This is a genomic window from Hymenobacter koreensis (assembly GCF_039541855.1).
GTDB classification, from domain to species: domain Bacteria; phylum Bacteroidota; class Bacteroidia; order Cytophagales; family Hymenobacteraceae; genus Solirubrum; species Solirubrum koreensis.
Genome location: NZ_BAABHA010000002.1, coordinates 1,132,440 through 1,147,569, shown reverse-complemented (window position 1 = coordinate 1,147,569; position 15,130 = coordinate 1,132,440). Strand labels below are relative to the sequence as shown.

The following is a 15,130-nucleotide window of genomic DNA, read 5'->3' as shown; positions in this document are numbered from 1 at the left end:
AGCGGCAAATAGTAAAAACCCGACGTTAAAAGGGGCTGCCAGCGAAGATTTTCACCGGCGAGCGGGCTTCCTCTTTGGCTAGTACCGTGGGCGTTACAGCCGCAAAGAGCTTGAAGTCCTTAATGAGGTGCATTTGGTCGTAGTACCCGCACTGGTACACAATGTCCTGCCAGTCGAGGTGGGGCTGTTGGTCTTTCAGGCGGTAAGCTTTGGCAAAGCGCACCACCCGCATAAACAGCTTGGGGCTCATGCCCACGCGCTCCAGAAACTTCCGCTCGAATTGCCGCGTGCTCAGGCAAGCGTGGTCGGCCAAGCCATCGACGCTCATGGGCTGCGCGTGGGCGGTCAGCATGAGCCGCGCCACGGCATCTACGGCGTGCGTTTCGGTTTTCAGGCGGTTGATTTTGTTCAGCAGGTACTGTTCCACCACGGCAATCATGCGGGCGTAGTCGTCGGTGTCGCGCAGCCGCTCGTTTACTTCTTCTATTTCCCGCCCTACCACGTCGGAACTGTCCACCATTTGGTCGAGCAGCTGCCACATGGGAATGCCGAACAGCCGGAACAGGCCGCCGGGCTGAAACCCGACCTTGATAGTGAGCTGGTTGTAGCCCATTTGCAGGTTTACCCGCGCCACTTGCGGCCCCACAATAATGCTGGGCCCGCTGCTACGCTCTTTTTCCTGGGCGTAGTTGAACACCTCAATTACGTCGCGGGCATAGAAAAACAGGCACTGCTCGGGGTTGGTGGGGTAGGGATTCACGGCCCGCGGAAGCTGCGCATCCAGCTGCACGTGCATGAGCATGTAATTGCTCACAAACGGCTGTAAGGCCGGGCACGGACGGTAGAACTGGACGAAAGGCGGGACCATGGCGGCTTATTATTGCGCTACCTCAAGCTACTAATCCTTAAGGAATCTTCCTGCTTCTGCAGTCCATTAGCCCCTTCGTGCTCGTTGGCAGTCCGCTCACAAACAGAGTCAGCAAAAAGCCCGGCCACACGTAGTGCAGCCGGGCTTTACATGCCTGTTAGCATTGAATTACCAGATGGTCACACGGGCCGAATCGGGGCGGTACAGGGCGTTGGTAGGCTTCACCCCGAAGGCTTCGTAAAACTCCGGAACATCGGCCATGGGGCCGTTCACGCGGTATTTGGCGGGCGAGTGTACGTCGGTCAGAATGCGCTGGGCCAGCACTTCGTCGCGCTGGTGGCTTTGCCAGCCCAGAGCATAACCCAGGAAGTAGCGTTGCGTGGGCGTAAGGCCGCCAATCTTCTCGCCTTTCTTGTACTGCTCGGTTTTCTTGAAGGCATCGAGGCCGATGACGATGCCGCCCAAATCGGCAATGTTTTCGCCAGCCGTGGCTTTGCCGTTAATGCGCAGCGAATCCAGTACCTGGTAGCCATTGAACTGGCGCACAATGCTGTTCACGCGCTTCTCAAAGGCGGCGCGGTCTTTCTTGCTCCACCAGTTGCGCAGATTGCCTTTCTCATCGAACTGGCTGCCTTGGTCGTCGAAGCCGTGGGTTAGCTCGTGGCCGATGGTGCTAGCCCCGCCGTAACCGTACACCACGGCGTCGTCGGCGTCTTCGTCGCGCAGGCCGGGAATGGCGAAAATAGCGGCGGGCAGTACAATCTCGTTGTTCGAGGGGTTGTAGTAAGCGTTGTACGTCTGGGGCGTCATTTCCCACTCGGTGCGGTCCACGGGCTTGCCCAGCTTGCTGATGTTGTAGCGGTATTGCCACTGGTTGGCGCGCATCATGTTTTGCGCGTAGCTGCTGCGGTCAATGGTCAGGGAAGAGTAGTCTTTCCACTTATCGGGGTAGCCCACTTTCGGCGTGATTTTGCCGAGCTTGGCCAAGGCCTTCTGCTTGGTGGAGTCGCTCATCCAGTCGAGCTGCTGAATATGCTCGCGGAACGAAGCCGTTACGTTCTGCACCATCTTCTCGTACCGCTCCTTGGTGGCGGGCTTGAAGTATTCCTTCACGAAAAGCTGGCCCAGCATTTCGCCCATGGCGGCCTCCTCGTTGTCGAGCACGCGTTTCCAACGGGCCCGCTGTTCCTTTTTGCCCTGCAGCACAGCGCCGTAAAAACGGAAATGCTCGTCGTCAATCGGCTTGCTTAGCACCTCGGCGTAGGCGTGCAGCAGGTGCCAGTGCAAATAGGCTTTCCAGTCCTCGATTGAAGACGAAGTCAGCAGCTTGCCGGCGGTTTGGTAAAACTCGGGCTGGCCCACAATCACGGTATCGGCTTTGCGCAGCTCCATTTGGGCGAGCAACGACTTCCATTCAATGCCGGGCGTGAGCTTGCCCAGCTCGGCTACCGACATCTTGTTGTAGTTGGCGTACGGGTCGCGCAGGTCTTCCAGCTTCCGGCTCGATTTCGCCAGCGCGGTTTCCAGCTGCATAACGCGGGCACTGTTGGCGGCGGCCGTAGCGGCATCCTGACCCGAAAGCTTGAACATGTTGGTCAGGTGCTGCACGTACTCCTTGCGGATGTTGCTCGTGCGCGCATCCTTGTTGAAGTAGTAGTCGCGGTTGGGCATGCCCAGGCCGTCTTGCCACAGCTGCAGGGCCATTTTGTCGCTGTTTTTGGCATCCTGGCCCACGTACGTACCAATGAGGGCCGACACACCCAGCGGGCGGAGGCGGGCTATTTCAGCCTGCACATCCTGCGGGGTACGCATGGCCGCAATGCGGTCCAGCTCGGGCTTAATGGGCGCAATGCCCTGTTTGTTAGCAGTTACCGAATCCATGCCGGTAGCCCAAAAGTCCCCGATTTTCTGCTGATTGGAACCGGCCGCGGCTTTGGCCGAGGCGGCTTCCTCGTTGATGGCGCGCAACCGGGCGTAAATCTCGTTCTGCACTTCCTTGCCAATGCTCCACGAGCTTTCCGACGCCGGAATAGGGTGCTTCTTCAACCAGCCGCCGTTGGCGTAGGTGAAAAAGTCGTCGCCGGGGTTAACGGTGGTGTCGAGGTTGGCCTGCAGCAAATCGGGCTGCCCGCTGCCGGACTTGCCGTCCGTTTGGCAGCTTTGCAAGGCCGTGGTCAGCGTCAGGCTTAGCATAAGAGCTTTGCCTAGGGTAAAGGTGTGGTTCATCGTAAGCCTAGAGAGGTGAAGAGAGGGGCACAAGGTAAAGTTTCTGCCCGAGCGAATAGGAACAAAGCGGCGGGTAAAGGTTGCAGTAGAGCGCGGCCGTGTACCATTCCGGCCGCTCAAGCTCATCCGTAGTCTTGCATTATGCCTGTTAAACTGCTTCTGCTGCTTGCTTTCGGCCTTAGCGCCTACCTCACCGGGCTCATTTGGGTGGTGCAGCTGGTGCACTATCCCGCCTTCGCGCAGGTTCCGCCGGCTGCTTTCCGGAGCTTTCACCAAGCGCACATGGCGCGTATGGGCTGGGTGGTCATGGCCCCGATGGTGGCTGAGTTGGGGTTGGCGGCCTGGCTCTTTTGGCAAGGGCGCAGTCCGGCAGCCGCGTGGGGCCTGGGGTTGGTAGTAGCTATTTGGCTGGTAACCTTCCTGATTTCGGTGCCGCTGCACAACCGCCTGGCCGCCGTAGGGTACGATGCCGCGGCCATTGCCAGCCTGGTGCGTACCAACTGGCTGCGCACCGCACTCTGGACGGTACGCTTGGGGCTAACGGGAGCTATGCTCTACCAGGCGCGATAAACCGACGCCATACCCCGGCTTTGCGTATTGTTGTCTACAAATCGGGCTTCCCAACCCATTTACTCTCTCGTTACGCCTGCTCATGCTCCCCCCTCCCGAATCTTTTTGGTCTGAACTCCAGGTACAAACCAGCCGCAGCAGCGGGCCCGGCGGCCAGAACGTGAACAAGGTAGAGTCGCGGGTGGAGGTGCGCTTCGACGTATCTAACTCCCTGTTGCTTAACGACGAGCAAAAGCAGCGCATTCTGGAAAAACTCGGCAACCAGCTCACGGCCGAGGGCCTGTTTGTGGTGACGGCCCAGGAAGACCGCAGCCAGCTGCGCAACAAAGAAATAGCCCTCAAAAAGCTGCACGACGCCTTGGTGAAAGCCCTGCATCGGCCCAAAGCCCGCCGGCCTACCAAGCCCAGCAAAGGCGCCGTGCGCAAGCGCCTCGAAACCAAGAAGAAGAACAGCGAGAAGAAAGCCAACCGCCGTTCGTTGGACGACTAGACGGGATGAGTCAGCGCAGGAGCGAGGCTACAGCAGGGTGCCGCTCAGCAGCCACGAAGCCAAGGAGAAGTACATAATCAGGCCGGTAACATCCACCAGCGTTGCCACGAACGGTGCCGACGAGGTGGCGGGGTCCAGCCCCAAGCGTTTAAGCAGCAGCGGGAGCATGGAACCGGCTAAGGTGCCCCACAACACAATGCCCATTAGCGCCAAGGCTACGGTAGCGCCCACCAGTTGCCAGTACGGGCCGTACTCCTGAAAAACGCTGGCCCACAGTGCGATGCGCAGAAAACCCACCACGCCCAGAATAGCACCCAGCGCCAAGCCCGATAACACTTCGCGCTTCATAATCAGCCACCAGTCGCTGAGGCTGATTTCTCCCAACGACAGTGCGCGGATAACCAGCGTAACGGCCTGCGAGCCGGAGTTGCCGCCCGAACTGATGATGAGCGGAATGAAGCTGGCCAGCACCACCGCCTTCTGAATTTCTTCCTCGAAATGGCCCATGGCCGAAGCCGTCAGCATTTCACCGATGAGCAGCAACACCAGCCAGCCGGCGCGCTTTTTCACCATTTGGGCCACCGAGGTTACCAGGTAGGGCTCGTCCAGAGCTTCCGAGCCGCCCAGCTTCTGAATGTCCTCGGTGTCTTCCTCTTCGCGAATGGCCAGGATATCGTCGATGGTCACAATGCCGAACAGCACGCCTTCCTCGTTGACCACGGGTAGGGCAGTGCGGTCGTTTTTGCGGAACACATCAATGGCTTCTTCCTGGTCCTGCCGGGCCGTCAGGCGCACAAAGCGGCGGTCCATCAGCTCGTGCACGGATTGCGTGGGCTGAGCCAGCAGAATCTGCCGAATGCGAATGTCGTCGAGCAGCACGCCGCGTTCATCTGTTACGTACAGCACCGACAGCGTTTCCGACTGCCCGCCGTGCTCCCGCAGGTAATCCAATACGTGCTGCACCGTCCAGTCTTCGCGAATGGCAATGTAGTCGGGCGTCATCAGGCGGCCCACCGAGTACTCGGGGTAGCCCAGGAGCTCCAGCGTTACCCGCCGCTCCTGCTCCGACAGCGTCTGAATCAGCTCCCGCACCAGGTCATCGGGCAGGAACTCCAGCATGGCCGTGCGGTCATCCGGCGACATCTCGTTCAGGATGTCGGCAATCTTTTCCTGCGAGAGGTTTTCCAGGAAGTGGCGCTGCACGTCCAGGTCGAGGTACTCGAACACCTCGGTGGCGCGCTTTAGGGGCAGCAGCCGAAACAAAATCAGTTGGTCGCGCTCCTCCTGCGCCTCAATCAGCTCCACCATCTCCGGCGTGTCCAAACTTCGCAATAGCTTCTTCAAGCGCAGGAATTCCCGCTGGGCGAGCAGGTCCGTAATTTGGTCCAGGGCCAGTTGCTGTTGCGTAGTCATGGTAGCGGCAAAGAGGGTGTTTCGCTAGGCAAAACGGGGTTTGGTGAACGGCGCGCAAAGGTATTCGGCAGCCCGAAGAAATCCGTCAGGGAAACGGTCATTTATCCCGGAAAAATTCCGCATACGCGGGCTGTTGCCGCTTGGCAGGCCGACTGCGTCGGCAAATAATACTGCTTACGCTAGGCTGCGGAACTCAGCCGTTATAACAACAAGGCCACTTGGCGAAATAGAAGCTCCTACTAAGGAGGTTCAGTACAATACCCGCTGTGAGCTTGTATAGCATCGAAGCACCAGTGAAGGAATAACCAATTGCCAGTTAACACAGGGCCGATTAACTGGTTTTACTACTGCATTAGATAAAATGTAGCCTTTTCGGTGGATAACCGTAGGTTTGACCGGTTGCGGTGCCCCGTGGTTCGTTGTTTATCGTTGTATCTGCTGGCTTATGGCGCCTTCTACTAAATATCCGCTTGGAACCCTCGTAGCCCTGGGCGGCGGCGACGACGACCCCGTGTTGGCGCTGCTCAACGACATGCTGCCTTCGGCCGATACCCCGGTAGAGGTAGTATCAACGGCGGCTTATCGGCACCCCGTTAAAACCGGAAACGCTTACGTGGCTGCCCTACAGGAACTGGGCTGCACGCAGGTGCGGCACCTGCGAGTAGATGCCCATAACCCCGGTGACCGGGCCGCAACCTTGCGCCGCCTGGAGCAAGCCGGGGCCGTGTTCTTTACCGGCGGCGACCAGGAGCTCATTACCGAGCATTGGCTGCGCACGCCCGCGCTGCGCCTGCTTTGCGAGCGGTACCAGCACGATGCTAACTTTATAGTAGCCGGTACCAGCGCCGGCGCAGCCGTAATGCCCAGCCAAATGATTGTGGCCGGGTACGGTGCCCGGTCGCTTACCAAAGGCGGCATGCACACCGCCGCCGGGCTAAACCTTATTTCCGGAGTAATTATCGACCAGCACTTTGCCGAGCGCGGCCGCTTCGGCCGCCTGGCCCACGCCGTGCTGCAACACCCTGCTACCATTGGGTTAGGTTTGGGGCAGGAAACCGGCATTATCATTCGCAACGGGCATGCCACCGAGGTGTTCGGCGACGGCGTGGTGATGGTGGTAGACGGACAGCACTTGGTGGGCGACAACCTGGGGCGTATTGGCCGGGGTGAACCCGTGGCCGGCCAGGATCTGCGCGTGCATCTGCTGGTAGCCGGTCAGCATTACGATTTGCGCACACGCCGCGTGGCCGCCGATCCACATGCGCTGGCGCTATAGCGGCCCTGGTGGCATGTTTTAGGTCGCTTTCAGAAGATTGTTGTACTTGCAGCTACCCTTCCAAGCAAAGTAGTCGGCATGCCGCGCTTTTGTGTGGAAATTCTCCCTACATTTAGCTCACACAACCCCTTTCCCTTACTTTCTCAGTATGCATCTAAAATTTTTACTCATCGCCGGAGGTGCTCTGCTGAGTGCCACGGCTGTGCAGGCCGGTGGGTTCCAGGTAACATTAGCTGGGCAGAAGAACAACGGCATGGGCGGTGTAGGTACCGGTTTGGCTCTCGACCATGCCGCTATGTTCTACAACCCAGGGGCTCTGGCCATGGTGCGGGAGCGGGGCGTGCAGATAGGGGTTAATGCCACCATGGCCCGCCAGGCTTTCCGAGCTGAGGCCGCCGGTACGAACTACGATACCAATCAGCGGCAGCTGGACAATACCGTTACCACGCCCTTTAACCTGTACGCCGGCTTTGGTCCCACCGAAGGCAAGTGGCGCGCGGGTATTGCCGTGTACACGCCATTCGGCAGCAAGCTGGACTACGCCGACGGCTGGGAAGGCCGCTTTTCCCTCACCGAAATCGACCTGGCGTCCATTTTTGTGCAGCCCACCGCCAGCTACGCCATTACCGATAAGCTGAGCGTGGGTGCCGGCCTGGTTATTTTTGCCTACGGCGCCGTAAACCTGCAGCGCGACATTCCGGTGCAAAGCCCGAACGGCGCTGGCCAGTTTGGTCATATTGAGCTGGACGGCAAAGCCGACACCAAAATTGGCTACAACGCCGGGGTGTACTTTAAGCCCACCGACAAGCTGAGCCTGGGCCTGAGCTACCGCTCTAAAATTGACGCTGTGGTAAAAGGCGGCGACGTAACCTTCACCAACCTGCCTTCCAGCCCGCTTATTGCCAGTAACTTCGGAGCCACCAAGTTCGATGTGCTGCTTCCCTTGCCCGCTACGTTTAACCTGGGTATTGGCGTAACGCCCACCGAAAAGCTCACCGTGGGCTTCGATGTGAACTACACCCAGTGGAGCGAGTACGAAAAGCTCGAATTCACTTTCGACCAGCCCGTAGCCGGCGCCACCACCAGCTCGTCGGTGCGCGACTACGAAAACTCGTTCACCTTCCGCTTGGGCGGCCAGTACCAGCTAATGGATGCCCTGACGCTACGTGCCGGCGGCATTTACGACATTTCGCCGGTTAAAGACGGTTACGTAACCCCCGAAACCCCCGATGCGAACCGTGTAGGTGTTTCGGCTGGTTTGAGCTACAAGTTTGGGGAGAAGTTTGGCATCGACTTGTCGGGACAGTTTGTGAGCCTGCAGGAGCGTACCCAAACCCAGCAGCAGCTCATCGACAACAACGTGACCGACCGCGTAGCCGGAACCTACAAGACGAGCATCGTCATTCCGGGTATCGGGCTGAACTACAACTTTTAATCTGGCTTTGCTTCTCTACTCATGCATACGCTTCTGAAAAAAACTTCTCCTGCCCTGGCCCTGCTGGGTCTGGCCCTGGGAAGCTGCCAACCCGACCTGGACGCTCCTAAAGCGGATCGGGGCTCAGCAGATTTTACGAAATACGTGGCCGTTGGTAATTCCCTCACGGCGGGCTTCATGGACGGCGGTTTATACCGCGAAGGACAAACATCCTCATATCCAGCCATTCTGGCAGAACAGTTTCGCGGCGTAGGCGGCGGAAATTTTGTGCAGCCGTTGTTTACCGCCGACCAGTCCAACGGATCAGGTTATTTGAGTCTCGTATCGTTGCAGGCGGCTGGACCGGTAACCGCCAACGTTACTACGCGTTTGGCCCTCCGCCCAGGGGCAACCCCTACGCGCCCTCTGTATACGAAATACACTGACCCCGTTAACAATTTAGGAGTGCCTGGTATCCGCATGTCCGACATTGACATAGTCGGTTACGGAAGTACCCAGGGCAATCCTTATTTTGAACGCATTACGCCTGATGCTAACGCCGCTCAAACGTATCGAGCCCGCGTGGCGGCTTCGGCTCCAACGTTCTTTACCTACTGGCTGGGTAATAACGATGTGCTGGGTTACGCTACGTCAGGTGGCTTGGTGCCGGTAACGCCCCCGGCCACTTTTGAGGCATTGAACAGCCGCATCATCGACGACCTTACGCTCAATGGCGCGAAAGGATTGGTAGCTACTATTCCCAACGTAGCAAACGTGCCTTTTTTCACCACCGTGCGGGTTGCTGATATCAAGGCGCGCTTTAAAGCTGCGAATCCCGCGTTGAGCCTCTATGTTCAAGCCACCGGGCCCAACAATACCACGGTTGTGCGCGAGGCTACCGACGCCGACTTGTTGGTGCTGACTTCGTCGTCGGTGATTGGCACAAGCACTCCGCCTAACCCGTTTCCGGTAGGCGCGGGCCTCTCCCCAACCCAGGCCAACCCCCTGAGCACGCAGTTCGTCCTCGACCCGCAGGAGCAAAACACAGTTAATACGACCACCACCGCCTACAACAACGCCCTGCGTAGCAAAGCCGATTCCAAGGGTCTGGCTATTTTCGACTCCAACGCGTTTTTCGCGGGTGTAGCCCAGAACGGTTTCACGACCAACGGCGTGCGCAACACGGCTAGCTTCATTTCGGGTAACCTGTTTTCGCTTGACGGGGTGCATCCCACGCCGCGTGGTTACGCCGTTATTGCTAACGAAATGATTCGTGCCATCAACGAGAAGTACGGCTCGACCATTCAGCAGGTGAATCCCAATGCCTACCGCGGTATTTTGATTCCGTAATCCGTAAATCAGAATAAGTGAACAGCCCCCTCCCGGATGCATCCGGGAGGGGGCTGTTGTTTTAAATGCGTTGGGTTAAGGCGAGGCCGGCCGGATTTAGGAGTGGGCTTGCGTACATGAACGTGTGATGCGGAAGCAGAAAAAACGTTTAATAAGATGCTGTTAAGTAATGGGATATAACATAGTTGTGTCAGGATAAAATTCGGAAAGGCGTGGGGCTAGGCGGTAGGTTTGCATCATCATTCACGCCTCTTCAAACCCTAATGCTATGAAAACCGCTCGTCTGCCCCTGTTCCTGGCCCTGCTGGCTGCTGCCACTCTCTCAAGCTGTGAGAAGGACAAAGTGAAGCCCAAAAGCAAAACCGAGTTGATAACGGGCAAAGACTGGATCATGACCGCCGAAACCGTTAGCCCCGCCATAGAAACCGAGGATGGCCGGATGGTAACGGACCTGTTTGCCGAGAAGGCCAGCTACGACCGCGACGATTTCATCCGCTTCGACCAGCCCGACGTTTACAAGCTCGATGAGGGCGCGACTAAGCAAAATCCGCAATTGCCCCAAAGCTACTCGGGTACCTGGTCGTTCGCCAACGAGGAAAAAGTGCTGAACACCAAGCTGCAGAGCCAGACTACAGGCAACAGCTTTAACCTACTGGAAGTGGGCGAGAACACCCTGAAGTTCAGCGGGCAGGAAACCGACGACGACGGCACTGTGTACACCGTTACGTTTACCTACGCCAAACGCTAGTTCACTGCAACCAATGACGCCAGCGCCCTTACCACCGCGGTGGTAAGAGGCGCTGGCGTCATTGTAAGCGTAAACCACAGGTTACGCCTGAGCCGCCAAATGCTCGGCAATGACGCGGGCGTGGTGGCGGCCATTTTCGATAAACCAGCGGCTGGTGTTCAGTCCTCCGCACACGGTGCCGGCCAAATACACGCCGGGGCGGTTGGTTTCGAAGGTATCCGGGTGGTACGTGGGTGTGCAGGCGGCATCCGGCTGAGTGCTGATGCCGAGGGCCTGCAACAAGCTATAATCGGGGTGGTAGCCGGTGAGAGCATACACGTAATCAGCGGCCACGGTTAGCGGGCCATCGGGCGTTAACAGGTCCACCTCGCCGGGCCGAATGGCTTGAACCGTGCTCTGGTAATGCGCTGCAATGCGGCCCTCGGCAATGCGGTTCAGTAAATCGGGCCGAATCCAGTACTTCACCGATTCACTGAGCTGGGCGCCACGCACCACCAAGGTGGCATGGGCTCCGGCGCGGGTTAGGGCCAGTGCGGCCTTGGCGGCGGAGTTCTTAGCGCCCACCACCAGCACCCGCTGTCCGGCGTGTTGGTAGGGCTCTTTGTAGTAATGGCTTACGTGGGGCAGGTTTTCGCCAGGTACGTTCAGCATTACCGGCACATCGTAAAAGCCAGTGGCTACTACTACAAAGCGGGCTGTTAGCTCGCCGCGCTCGGTTTGCACACGGTAGCGGCCCTGCTCGCCGCTCAGGCCGGTTACCCGTTCGTAGAGCCGCAGGGTGAGGCCTTCGGCGCGGGCCACGCGCTGGTAGTAGTCGAGACCTTCTTCGCGGTGGGGCTTGTAGTTGGCGGTTACAAAGGGGTGCCCGCCAATTTCCAGCAGCTCGGGCGTGGAGAAGAACTCCATGTTGGTGGGGTAACCGATAATGGAGTTAACCAGAGCGCCTTTGTCGACGACAGCCACCGTAAAGCCGCGCCGCTGAATTTCGATGGCGCAAGCAAGGCCTACTGGGCCCGCGCCGATGATGACTACGTCGAAAAGGACTGCGGGTAATACAGGAACAAGCATAACAGGCTAAATGCGCTGGCTGGGGTAATTGTTCGGCAGAAGCAAGCAAGACAAACGGGGCCTTCATTAAAAGGCGTTAATTTTTTTTTGTCACTGCATTATTACGTCAAATATTAATACGTAGCTTTGATCAGCAGATTTGTGTTCGATTTGCAATAAGCTATTTATCAAGGCTAATGCCCGTCTTCCTGATCTGATGTGTTTCCACCCTTCCCCTTCTTTCTTTTTATGAAAAAAGTAGTTCTACTCGCTACGCTGGCTGCGGCCTGCACATTTACCGCTTGCAAAAAGGACAGCGAAAAAACCCAGACCAAGACCGAGATGATTACGGCGAAAAGCTGGCGTGTGACGGCCGACAAGTCTTCGATTTCCGGCAACGGCCAGTCGAGCACGTCGGATGACTATGCCACCTACCAGGCCTGCGAGAAAGACAACTTTCTCAAGTTCATGACCGATAAAAAAGTAGAGTTCAACGAGGGACCTACGAAATGCGCTCAGTCTGACCCGCAGACCGAAATTGGCGCGTGGGATTTCAACAGCGACCAAACCAAACTGACCTTAACGGACCAAGGATCGGGCCTGTCGTTGGTGTTCGACGTAATTGAACTGAGCAGCAGCACGCTGAAAATCAAGTACAGCACCACCTCCCAGGGCTACACCTACACCACCGAGCAGACCTACGCTTCGTTCTAGGTTTCGCTTAAAATCATTACCGAGCCGGCTTGGCCCTATGAGGGCAAGCCGGCTCGGTTTTTTTTGTATGCAATGGTATTAATGGGCCTGCAGCCAGTTCATACCGGTGCCAATTTCCACTTCCATGGGCACCTGTAGCGGTAAGGCGTTGATCATCAAATCCCGAATGCGAGGCTGAATCAATTCCACTTCCTCTTTGGGGGCGTCGAACACCAATTCGTCGTGTACCTGCAGAATCATGCGGGTACCTAGTTTTTCCTGCTGCAGCCAGTCGTGAATCCGAATCATAGCCACCTTGATAATGTCGGCGGCGGTGCCCTGGATGGGCGCGTTAATGGCGTTGCGCTCGGTGTAGCCCCGCAGGGTGGCGTTGCGGGAGTTGATATCGCGCAGGTAGCGGCGGCGGCCCAGCAGCGTCTCGGCGTACTCCAGGTCGCGGGCTTTCTGGATGCTCTGGTCCATGTACTGTTTCACGGCCGGAAACTCCTCAAAGTAGGCCTCAATTAACTCAGTAGCCTCTTTGCGGTTGATGCTCAGGCGTTGGGCCAAGCCGAAAGCCGAAATGCCGTAGATGATGCCGAAGTTGGCCGTTTTGGCCTTGCGGCGCATATCCCCGTCTACCTGCTCCAGCGGCACCTTGAAGATTTTGCTGGCCGTGCTGGTGTGAATATCGATACCCTGGCGGAACGACTCGATCATGGTGGGGTCCTGGGAGAACGAGGCCATGATGCGCAGCTCAATCTGCGAGTAATCGGCCGCCACCAGAATATGGTCCTTGTCGCGCGGCACAAAGGCCCGGCGAATTTCGCGGCCTTTCTCCGTGCGAATGGGAATGTTCTGAAGGTTAGGGTTGGTGCTGCTGAGGCGCCCCGTGGCCGTCACGGCTTGGTTAAAGCTCGTGTGAATGCGGCCGTCCAGCTCGCACACCAGCTGCGGCAGGGCATCTACGTAGGTGCTCTTGAGTTTGGTGAGCTGGCGGTGCTCCAGAATCATGGCCGCAATGGGGTGCTCGGCGGCCAGCACGCTCAGAATTTCCTCACCGGTGGCGTACTGCCCGGTCTTGGTTTTCTTGGGCTTGCCGCCGATTTGCAGCTTGTCGAACAGCACTTCGCCCAACTGCTTGGGCGAGCCAATGTTGAACGGTCCGCCGGCCGCCTTAAAAATCTGTTCTTCCACTTCCTGCACGTAGCCCTGCAAGGTCACGGAGTAGTCGGCCAGGGCGGAGGAATCGATGCGCACGCCCTCGTACTCGATGTCGGCTAACACCGGCACCAAAGGATTTTCTACTTCGTTCAGCAGGTCGATGAGGCCTTGCTCGCGGATGCGCGGCTCGAACACGTGCTTGAGCTGCAGGGTCACGTCGGCGTCTTCGCAGGCGTAGTCCGATACCTCGGCCGGCGGAATGTCGGCCATGGTTTTCTGGTTTTTGCCCTTCGGCCCAATAAGCTCTAGGATGCTGATGGGCGCGTAGTGCAGGTAGGTTTCGGCCAGCACGTCCATGCTGTGGCGCATGTCGGGCTCCAGTAGGTAATGGGCCAGCATGGTATCGAACAGCTTGCCGCGCATGCTCACGCCGTAGTGCTTGAGAATGGTCAGGTCGTACTTGATGTTCTGGCCGACCTTGGTGATGTTCTCAGCGTCGAAAAACGGCCGGAACTCGTCCACTATGGCCTGGGCGGCCTGCTGGTCGTCGGGGCCTGAGGGCACGGGCACGTAGTACGCCTCGCCCACGCGCCAGCAGAAGGAGAGGCCCACAAGCCGGGCCGTCATGGTGTCGAGCCCGGTGGTTTCGGTATCGAAGCTGACTTCCTTTTGCTTGAGTAGGAACTGCAGCAGGCTTTTGCGCGCGCCCGGCGAGTCCACGAAGTGGTAGTGGTGCTCCACGTCGTCGATGGTGCGGCGCGGGCCGTTGTGCTGCGGCGTTTCCAGTTCAATATCGTCGAAATCGGCGCCTTCGGCGGCGCGGGCCACGGCGGCATCGGCCGAGTCGAAAAGGCTGGGGCCGGCGGTGGCAATTTTCGGGCGACGGGCGCCGCGAGTGCCGCCGGTGGTGGCGCCGCCGCTGCGGGCACCGGCGTCGCTCAGGATACGGGCGGCCAGCTGGCGGAACTCTAGCTCATCGAACAAGGCGGTCAGTTCCTTTTCGTCGGGCTTATCCAGCACCAGCTTGTCGGCTTCGAAGGCAATGGGCACCGAAGTGTGAATGGTGGCCAACTCCTTGCTCATGAGGCCCTGCTGGGCGAAGTTGCGCACGTTTTCCTGCTGCTTGCCCTTGAGCTGGTCGACGTTGGCAATCAGGTTTTCCACCGAGCCGAACTGCTGCACCAGCACCCGCGCCGTTTTCTCGCCGATGCCCGGAATGCCGGGAATGTTGTCGGAGGCGTCGCCCATCAGGCCCAGAATGTCGATAACCTGCTCCACACGTTCCACGCCAAACTTTTCCTGCACGCGGGCCACATCGTAAATCTCGGCGGCGTTGCCCATAAAGGCCGGGCGGTACTGCTTGATGCGGTCGGTTACCAGCTGGCAGTAGTCCTTGTCGGGCGTCATCATGAACACCTCGAAGCCTTCGCGCTCGGCCTGCTGGGCCAAGGTGCCGATGACGTCGTCGGCCTCAAACCCATCCACTTTCAGGATGGGAATGTGGAAGGCCTTGATAATTTGCTTGATGTATGGAATGGCCACGCCAATGTCTTCGGGCATGGCCTGGCGCTGGGCCTTGTACTCGGCATACTGCTCGTGGCGGAAGGTCTTTTTGGCCGCATCAAATGCCACGCCGATGTGCGTGGGTTTTTCCTTTTGCAGCACTTCCACCAGTGTGTTGGTAAAGCCCAGGATGGCCCCGGTGTTGAGGCCCTTGGAGTTGATGCGCGGGTTCTTGCTGAAGGCGAAGTGCGAGCGGTAAATCAGCGCGAAGGCGTCGAGCAGGAAGAGTTTTTTCGGGGCGTCGGACATAAGTCGGGCGAAGGTAGCGGCTGGGCAATTAGCTAGAATGTGGAGCAGACAAAACAGTA

General features: G+C 58.2%; 12 protein-coding genes. 7 read left to right on the top strand and 5 right to left on the bottom strand.

Translation table 11 applies throughout. The features are described 5' to 3' along the window. Positions 1 to 25: 25 nt before the first annotated feature. Positions 26 to 868: a helix-turn-helix domain-containing protein gene (locus ABD903_RS07775; protein WP_345222841.1), complete on the bottom strand. Its 843-nt coding sequence runs from the start codon at positions 866 to 868 to the stop codon at positions 26 to 28. Positions 869 to 1,036: 168 nt separating this feature from the next. After that, positions 1,037 to 3,094, bottom strand: a complete 2,058-nt coding sequence (locus tag ABD903_RS07770; RefSeq protein WP_345222839.1) for a M13 family metallopeptidase — start codon at positions 3,092 to 3,094, stop codon at positions 1,037 to 1,039. 141 nt (positions 3,095 to 3,235) lie between these two features. Between ABD903_RS07770 and ABD903_RS07765 the strand changes: the two genes are divergently transcribed. Both ABD903_RS07765 and arfB read left to right on the top strand, forming a co-directional pair. Next, positions 3,236 to 3,664 (top strand): hypothetical protein, encoded by a 429-nt coding sequence (locus ABD903_RS07765; protein WP_345222838.1) that lies wholly within the window; start codon positions 3,236 to 3,238, stop codon positions 3,662 to 3,664. Positions 3,665 to 3,746: 82 nt separating this feature from the next. After that, entirely contained in the window at positions 3,747 to 4,154 is a 408-nt protein-coding gene (gene arfB, locus ABD903_RS07760) for an alternative ribosome rescue aminoacyl-tRNA hydrolase ArfB (RefSeq protein WP_345222837.1), read from the top strand. A gap of 27 nt (positions 4,155 to 4,181) precedes the next feature. Here the strand turns inward: arfB and mgtE are convergent, their stop codons facing one another. Then, the gene (gene mgtE / locus ABD903_RS07755; RefSeq protein WP_345222836.1) at positions 4,182 to 5,567 is read right to left on the bottom strand and encodes a magnesium transporter; all 1,386 of its coding nucleotides are present in this window, start codon (positions 5,565 to 5,567) and stop codon (positions 4,182 to 4,184) included. A gap of 445 nt (positions 5,568 to 6,012) precedes the next feature. On the opposite strand from mgtE, the gene ABD903_RS07750 reads away from it, so the two are divergent. The 4 genes from ABD903_RS07750 to ABD903_RS07735 all read left to right on the top strand — a co-directional run bounded on the left by ABD903_RS07750 (position 6,013) and on the right by ABD903_RS07735 (position 10,355). Further along, on the top strand, positions 6,013 to 6,843 hold the full coding sequence (locus tag ABD903_RS07750) for a cyanophycinase (protein WP_345222834.1): 831 nt from the start codon (positions 6,013 to 6,015) through the stop codon (positions 6,841 to 6,843). Positions 6,844 to 6,991: 148 nt separating this feature from the next. Continuing rightward, positions 6,992 to 8,278, top strand: a complete 1,287-nt coding sequence (locus tag ABD903_RS07745) for an OmpP1/FadL family transporter (RefSeq protein ID WP_345222832.1) — start codon at positions 6,992 to 6,994, stop codon at positions 8,276 to 8,278. A 21-nt stretch (positions 8,279 to 8,299) separates the two neighbouring features. Beyond that, positions 8,300 to 9,607 carry an SGNH/GDSL hydrolase family protein gene (locus ABD903_RS07740; protein ID WP_345222830.1) on the top strand — a complete coding sequence of 436 codons (1,308 nt, stop codon included), beginning with the start codon at positions 8,300 to 8,302 and terminating at the stop codon, positions 9,605 to 9,607. 268 nt (positions 9,608 to 9,875) lie between these two features. Continuing rightward, positions 9,876 to 10,355 (top strand): DUF5004 domain-containing protein, encoded by a 480-nt coding sequence (locus tag ABD903_RS07735; RefSeq protein ID WP_345222828.1) that lies wholly within the window; start codon positions 9,876 to 9,878, stop codon positions 10,353 to 10,355. A gap of 81 nt (positions 10,356 to 10,436) precedes the next feature. Here ABD903_RS07735 and ABD903_RS07730 read toward each other — a convergent pair whose 3' ends face one another. Beyond that, positions 10,437 to 11,423, bottom strand: coding sequence for a YpdA family putative bacillithiol disulfide reductase (locus ABD903_RS07730; protein ID WP_345222826.1), 987 nt, complete (start codon positions 11,421 to 11,423; stop codon positions 10,437 to 10,439). A 228-nt stretch (positions 11,424 to 11,651) separates the two neighbouring features. Here ABD903_RS07730 and ABD903_RS07725 point away from each other — a divergent pair, with 228 nt between their 5' ends. Continuing rightward, a complete protein-coding gene (locus tag ABD903_RS07725) occupies positions 11,652 to 12,116 on the top strand; it encodes a hypothetical protein (RefSeq protein WP_345222824.1) in 465 nt (154 codons plus the stop codon). Between the two features lie 78 nt (positions 12,117 to 12,194). On the opposite strand, the gene polA is transcribed toward ABD903_RS07725, so the two are convergent. Next, the gene (gene polA, locus ABD903_RS07720; RefSeq protein ID WP_345222823.1) at positions 12,195 to 15,071 is read right to left on the bottom strand and encodes a DNA polymerase I; all 2,877 of its coding nucleotides are present in this window, start codon (positions 15,069 to 15,071) and stop codon (positions 12,195 to 12,197) included. Positions 15,072 to 15,130 lie beyond the last annotated feature (59 nt).

Excerpts from the sequence above, each read along its gene's own strand:
- ABD903_RS07775 (WP_345222841.1), bottom strand. The coding sequence starts at position 868 with ATGGTCCCGCCTTTCGTCCAGTTCTACCGTCCGTGCCCGGCCTTACAG.
- ABD903_RS07770 (WP_345222839.1), bottom strand. The coding sequence starts at position 3,094 with ATGAACCACACCTTTACCCTAGGCAAAGCTCTTATGCTAAGCCTGACG.
- ABD903_RS07765 (WP_345222838.1), top strand. The coding sequence starts at position 3,236 with ATGCCTGTTAAACTGCTTCTGCTGCTTGCTTTCGGCCTTAGCGCCTAC.
- arfB (WP_345222837.1), top strand. The coding sequence starts at position 3,747 with ATGCTCCCCCCTCCCGAATCTTTTTGGTCTGAACTCCAGGTACAAACC.
- mgtE (WP_345222836.1), bottom strand. The coding sequence starts at position 5,567 with ATGACTACGCAACAGCAACTGGCCCTGGACCAAATTACGGACCTGCTC.
- ABD903_RS07750 (WP_345222834.1), top strand. The coding sequence starts at position 6,013 with ATGGCGCCTTCTACTAAATATCCGCTTGGAACCCTCGTAGCCCTGGGC.
- ABD903_RS07745 (WP_345222832.1), top strand. The coding sequence starts at position 6,992 with ATGCATCTAAAATTTTTACTCATCGCCGGAGGTGCTCTGCTGAGTGCC.
- ABD903_RS07740 (WP_345222830.1), top strand. The coding sequence starts at position 8,300 with ATGCATACGCTTCTGAAAAAAACTTCTCCTGCCCTGGCCCTGCTGGGT.
- ABD903_RS07735 (WP_345222828.1), top strand. The coding sequence starts at position 9,876 with ATGAAAACCGCTCGTCTGCCCCTGTTCCTGGCCCTGCTGGCTGCTGCC.
- ABD903_RS07730 (WP_345222826.1), bottom strand. The coding sequence starts at position 11,423 with ATGCTTGTTCCTGTATTACCCGCAGTCCTTTTCGACGTAGTCATCATC.
- ABD903_RS07725 (WP_345222824.1), top strand. The coding sequence starts at position 11,652 with ATGAAAAAAGTAGTTCTACTCGCTACGCTGGCTGCGGCCTGCACATTT.
- polA (WP_345222823.1), bottom strand. The coding sequence starts at position 15,071 with ATGTCCGACGCCCCGAAAAAACTCTTCCTGCTCGACGCCTTCGCGCTG.